A 5,886-nucleotide genomic window follows, 5' to 3' on the forward strand; every position below is an offset into this window, starting at 1 on the left:
CGTTTTCTCTTGCTTTCTCGGCGGCGGCAGTGAGAACTTTGTTCTCAAAGAAAGAGCCGTCTTCGATGGACATGTTTACCCGGGTGAGCTCCTGGGGCACAATGCGTCCCGCTCCGATATTAAGATGCCCGACTTCAGAATTGCCAAACTGTCCTTTGGGCAACCCGACCTTTTCGCCGCTGGCGGTCAGTGTGCTGTGCGGGTGCTTGCGAAACAGACTGTCAATATACGGGGTATCCGCCCGCTCAATAGCACTTACCTCGGGGTCTTCAGCTATTCCATAGCCGTCAAGTATAATCAGAAGCGCTTTAGAGGTTGGATCAGCCAAAGTAGAGGGGAGATCTGTTTATAGGTTGTTCAGGTGTTGGGCCAGCTTCGATTTTCTCCGTGCTGCAAAGTTTTTGTGCACCTGCCCCTTGGCCGCCATTTTATCCAGATAGGAGGTTGCTTCCCTGACGGCGTCCTGCGCTTGCTCTTTGTCGGTTGTTTCAAGAGCCTTCCTAACCAGCGTTTTCATTTTTGAGCGCTGCGGCTGATTATGCTTGCGACGCTTTTCGTTTTGTCGAACGCGTTTAATTGCTGACTTGTGTTGTGGCATATATTTTTAAGAGTTTCTTATCAGTTCTTCAAATTTATTCGTATCATCTCCTTCGCCATTTCAGAAAGAACTCAAAGTTAAAATTTCTGGAATCATTAAACAAGAAATCATTGAAAAATTAACAAAAGAAGGGTAATTTAGGAGACTTTCCATAATGATCACCGTGATCGATGGGCCGGCCGGCTCGGGTAAAAGTTCAACTGCGCGTGCCGTAGCCGATAGATTAGAGATTGAATATCTGGATTCCGGAGCGCTATATCGAGCCATAACCCTGCTCTATTTGCAGGCACACCGGAATGAAACAGCGTTCTTTCAATTGTTGCAGCAAAAAGAGATCTCGTTCTGTTACCGAGACCGGCAGTTTCATATTGAAATTGACGGCCGGCCGGTAACCGACCGTATTCGAACGCCAAGGGTGGCCGAACACGTTAGCAAGGTCGCTGCCATGCGAGACGTTCGGGCATTTGTGAACCGATTGATGCGTGAAGCGGTAGCAGATGGTGTATATATTGCAGAGGGACGTGATCTGGGGACGGCCGTTTTTCCCGATGCGGATTTGAAATTTTATATGTCAGCCGATATTAAGCAACGGGCCCGCAGGCGATACGAGGAGCGGAAGCCGGATAACCCCGATCTTACGTTTGAAGAAGTAAAGCAGAATATTGAACAGCGGGACCGCAAAGATTCTCGCAGAAAGACAGATCCGCTGAAGAAAGCGGAGGATGCCATTGCCATTGATACGACAAATTTGAGTTTCGAACAACAGGTTGATCAAATTTGTTTACATATAACCAACCTGATGAAAAGTTGAACTATAATACTAACTCTAATCCCATTCCAAATCATTTGGGATGCGGTAATTTTAATTAAAGCATATAATGACAGACGAACTAAAACAAGAACAAAACCAGGAAAATCCAGAAGAACAGACAGTAGTTACGGAAGAAGTCACTGAAGAATCGGAAAAGACCAAGGACGAATCTAACAGCGAAGAACCTGATACTGAAGAGGAATCTACTGTTGATGCTGATAATGAAACTGAAGATGAGGAAGAGGGACAGGAAGAGCCTGAAGAAGTGACAGTAGCCTCCTTCTCCGGCGATATAGATGAAGCCGAAACCTATACCTATGATCAGCTGCAAGCTGCCTCGGAAGATTATTCTGACGAAGAGTTTCATCAGCTTGCGGATATGTATGAGAATACGCTCAATGAGATCGAGGAGAAAGAAATTGTCACCGGGCGTGTTGTTTCCGTTGATGAAGATTATGTAATAGTTGATATCGGGTTTAAGTCTGAGGGTATTGTACAGACGAATGAATTTCCCGACGAAGTGGTTGAAAACCTCGCTCCCGGAGATGAAGTGGATGTATTCCTGGATAAAGTGGAGGATCAGGAAGGCCAGCTTATCCTTTCCCGGCGCAAGGCTGATATTCTGCACGCCTGGGAGACCATTGAGCGTGCTGCTGAGACCGGTGAAATTGTTGAAGGATATATCAAGCGCCGTATCAAAGGGGGTATGGTGGCGGATATTATGGGTATCGACGCCTTTCTGCCGGGCTCACAAATTGACGTGCGTCCCGTCCGCGACTTTGATGCCTATGTAGGCAAGACCATGGAATTTCAGGTGGTCAAGCTCAACATGCACGCCGAGAACGTCGTTGTCTCGCACCGTGCGCTTATCGAGTCTGACCTTGAAGAACAGCGCGAGGAAATACTCTCTACGATTGAAGAGGGACAAGTACTTGAAGGAATCGTCAAAAATATTACCGACTTTGGTGTATTTATCGACCTCGGCGGGGTCGACGGACTGCTGCATATTACGGATCTTTCCTGGGGACGCGTGGAGCATCCCAAAGAAATCGTTTCGCTGGATCAGCGCATGAACGTGGCGGTTATTGATTTCGACGATGAATCCAAACGGGTTTCGCTCGGACTTAAACAGCTGCAGCCGCATCCGTGGGATGAAATAGATCTTAAGTATCCTGAAAATATCCAGGTGCAGGGCCGTGTGGTATCCATCGCTGATTACGGAGCCTTTATTGAGCTCGAAAAAGGCGTTGAGGGACTGATTCACATCAGCGAAATGTCATGGACACAGCATATCAAGCACCCGTCGCAGCTGGTCAGCAAAGATGATATTATCGACTGTGTGGTGTTGAATGTAAACGAGCCGGAAAAGAAAATTTCGCTGGGTGTCAAGCAGCTTGAGAAAGATCCCTGGGAGGAAATCGACAAGCGCTATCCCGTGGGTTCCAAGCACAAGGGAACCGTTCGCAATCTTACCAACTTCGGTGTGTTTGTTGAGCTCGAACCCGGCATTGACGGACTCATCCATATCTCTGACCTGAGCTGGACCGAGAAGGTCAATCATCCGAATGAGATTATTGACAAGGATGAGGAGATAGAAGTTGTTATTCTGGCGATCGATTTCGAAAATCGTCGAATTACCCTGGGGCACAAGCAGATTGAAGATAATCCCTGGGAGCAGTTTGCCGAAGAGTACGGCGGCACGAACAAGGTGGAAGGCGAAGTGGCGGATATTACCGACAAGGGTGTGTTTGCAGCACTGCCTCACGGACTTAAGGGCTTTATTCCCGCCAGCAAGACCGAAGCGGATGGCGAACCTTCCGAAAACTTTGCGGTAGGCGACCCTGTAGAGGCGTTTGTAATTGAGCTTGATGAAACAAACAAGAATATTACACTCAGTCAGCGCGAACAGGATGTGAAAAAAGCGAAGTCCGCTTCTTCATCAACCCAGAAGAAAAGCCGGTCCAAGAAGAAATCCTCACCGCAAACGGGTACTCCAACTCTGGGTGAGATGTCAGGTCTGGCTGATCTTAAGGAGCAGATGGCTGCCAAAGAAAAGGCCGAAGCCGCAGAAAAACTTCAGGCAACTGCCAGCGAGGCCGAAGAGGAGGAAGATAAAGAAGAGGATGAAGAGCAGGAGTAACAGTTAAGGGCTGTTACATCAAAATGCTGAACATCACAGGTACTGTTAGCTATATCAGAAAGGGCTCAGTGTTTAACGACACTGAGCCTTTCTTTTTGAAGCCTTAGGGAGGAGGGTAATTATTTTTTTGATCATCATGGCGTCCCCTACGCCTTGCTAAAAAATCCTTTGCATCTTTTGCCTTGATGCAAAAGATGCGTAAAAAATCAAGGCTGAGAAAACTCAGTGCCCGGCGTCTGCAGCGGCTCCGGAGAAAAATATAAACTCACCCGACAGGGTCGGGCTCAGACAAATATTTTTCTTGTTCCTCCGCCTTGCATCCGCCACGCGGGGCACTGACTTTACAAGGCCGTGTAGTGTACCCTTATAAACGTGATAAGCTTTTTCCGGCCTTGGGTTGTGAGTCGCCCGGAGTGAGGCCGCGAGAACCGGCCGTAAATAGGCTTGTCTGAGCGACCGGAGGAAGCGAGTTTTGCCTTTTTACAGGTTCGAGCAGGCGACACTCAGACGAAGAACCCTCAGCCGTTGAGTTTTTTGGGTACTTTTTTGATCATCCAAAAAAGTACCAGGAACATCAAGGCTGGAGTAAAAGAAAAATTTTTGCTGGTACGATTACGGCACCTGAACGGACGACATCACCCGGTCTATCAGATCCTCGGAGGTCACCTCTTCGGCCTCCGCTTCGAAAGTCGGAATGATGCGATGCCGAAGCACATCCATGGCAATGGTGCGTACATCCTCCGGCGTAACGTAGGCCCGGTGTTCCATAAAGGCGTGGGCCCGGGCCGCCAGGTTCAGATTAATGGAGGCTCGGGGCGAAGCTCCGAAGTTGATCAGCTCCGACAGATCGTCGAGCCCGTATTTTTCCGGGTTACGGGTGGCAAATACCAGGTCAATAATATATTGCTCTACCTTCTCGTCAATATATATCTGGTCGACTACCTTGCGGGCCTTTAACACTTTTTCGGTCGTGATGACCGGTTTCAACTCTTCCTTTTTGCCCGTTTTGGCCATGCGGCGCATAATCTCGAGCTCTTCACTCTCCGTGGGGTAGTCAATATTGATTTTCATCATAAACCGGTCGACCTGTGCCTCGGGCAGGGGATAGGTCCCTTCCTGTTCCACCGGGTTTTGCGTCGCCAGTACCAGGAACGGTTCATCCAGCGGGTAGGTTGTTTCTCCGATCGTAACCTGTAGCTCCTGCATGGCTTCCAAAAGGGCGCTTTGTACTTTGGCCGGCGAGCGGTTGATCTCGTCAGCCAAAATAATGTTCGAGAAAATGGGTCCTTTTTTAACCGTAAACTCCGCTTCTTTCTGATTATAGATCAAGGTACCGATCAGGTCGGCGGGGAGCAGGTCGGGGGTAAACTGCAGGCGCTGAAATTTCGTATTGATTACTTTGGCCAGCGAAGAAACGGTAAGGGTTTTTGCAAGTCCCGGCACCCCCTCCAGCAGCACGTGTCCATCGGCCAGCAGTCCGACCAGCAACCGGTCGATCATATATCGCTGTCCCACAATTACTTTATTCAGTTCAGTATAAATATCTTCAATAAAAGCACTGGATTCTTGAATTTTTTCTCCCAGTTCCTGCATATCTACGGGCGTTGAAGTATAGGGCATGACAAATTTAATAGTTGATTTAGAATTTGAATATGTAATAGCTATTTTCCGGCGCAGAAAATCTAAACGGCTAAAGTTAACAAATGGAGATCATAGATTCTTTTTTATTAGGATTAATTCAGGGGCTGACGGAATTTTTGCCTATCAGCAGTTCCGGCCACCTGGTACTGGGCAAGGAATTGCTCGGTGGAGATTTTGAAAAGAATATCACCTTCGAAGTCATTGTACATTTTGGCACCTTGTGCAGTATTGTGGTTTATTATAAAAAGGAAATTGGTGCGATCCTATCTTCACTTGGGAAACTGTTTCGGCACCCAGCAGAGATACGACAACGATATAAAACGGATAATAATATTAAACTTTCATGGTTTATCCTGATCAGCATGATTCCCGCTGCAGTGGTGGGACTCACAATGGAGGAGAGCATTGAAAGTATTTTCCTCAGTCCCTTTCCGGTTTCCATTATGCTGTTGGTCACAGGCGCTATTCTGTTTAGCACCCGTTTCCGGAGAGAGCATCCCAACAACCTTACCTCCGGCAGTGCTTTCGGTATCGGGCTGGCCCAGGCTTTTGCTATACTCCCGGGCATCAGCCGGTCGGGTTCGACGATTTCGCTCGGGCTGTATCTGGGTATAAAAAGGGAGGAAGTGGCCAATTTTTCATTTCTGATGGTCATCCCGGTGATCGGGGGCGCCATGCTGCTCAAGACGGTGGAGA

General features: G+C 48.1%; 5 protein-coding genes and 1 pseudogene. 3 read left to right on the forward strand and 3 right to left on the reverse strand.

Annotated features, from left to right (window positions below; genetic code table 11):
* Both ACESLU_RS10225 and rpsT read right to left on the reverse strand, forming a co-directional pair.
* A pseudogene (locus ACESLU_RS10225) lies at positions 1 to 328 on the reverse strand (2,3-bisphosphoglycerate-independent phosphoglycerate mutase); the annotation flags it as partial.
* 18 nt (positions 329 to 346) lie between these two features.
* Complete coding sequence (rpsT, locus tag ACESLU_RS10230) at positions 347 to 598, reverse strand: 30S ribosomal protein S20 (protein ID WP_372638554.1); 252 nt, start codon at positions 596 to 598, stop codon at positions 347 to 349.
* A gap of 154 nt (positions 599 to 752) precedes the next feature.
* Between rpsT and cmk the strand changes: the two genes are divergently transcribed.
* Positions 753 to 1,409, forward strand: coding sequence for a (d)CMP kinase (cmk, locus tag ACESLU_RS10235; protein WP_372638555.1), 657 nt, complete (start codon positions 753 to 755; stop codon positions 1,407 to 1,409).
* A gap of 67 nt (positions 1,410 to 1,476) precedes the next feature.
* Positions 1,477 to 3,549 (forward strand): 30S ribosomal protein S1, encoded by a 2,073-nt coding sequence (rpsA, locus tag ACESLU_RS10240; RefSeq protein ID WP_372638556.1) that lies wholly within the window; start codon positions 1,477 to 1,479, stop codon positions 3,547 to 3,549.
* A 612-nt stretch (positions 3,550 to 4,161) separates the two neighbouring features.
* Here rpsA and ACESLU_RS10245 read toward each other — a convergent pair.
* Positions 4,162 to 5,169: an AAA family ATPase gene (locus ACESLU_RS10245; protein ID WP_372638557.1), complete on the reverse strand. Its 1,008-nt coding sequence runs from the start codon at positions 5,167 to 5,169 to the stop codon at positions 4,162 to 4,164.
* Positions 5,170 to 5,252: 83 nt separating this feature from the next.
* Between ACESLU_RS10245 and ACESLU_RS10250 the strand changes: the two genes are divergently transcribed.
* Positions 5,253 to 5,886 (forward strand): undecaprenyl-diphosphate phosphatase (locus ACESLU_RS10250; RefSeq protein WP_372638558.1); only part of this gene is annotated, 634 nt, incomplete at its 3' end.

The organism is Fodinibius sp., assembly GCF_041642155.1.
Taxonomy (GTDB): Bacteria; Bacteroidota; Rhodothermia; order Balneolales; family Balneolaceae; genus Fodinibius.

Coding starts and splice junctions, on each gene's coding strand:
- ACESLU_RS10245 (WP_372638557.1), bottom strand. CDS start 5,169: ATGCCCTATACTTCAACGCCCGTAGATATGCAGGAACTGGGAGAAAAA.
- rpsA (WP_372638556.1), top strand. CDS start 1,477: ATGACAGACGAACTAAAACAAGAACAAAACCAGGAAAATCCAGAAGAA.
- rpsT (WP_372638554.1), bottom strand. CDS start 598: ATGCCACAACACAAGTCAGCAATTAAACGCGTTCGACAAAACGAAAAG.
- cmk (WP_372638555.1), top strand. CDS start 753: ATGATCACCGTGATCGATGGGCCGGCCGGCTCGGGTAAAAGTTCAACT.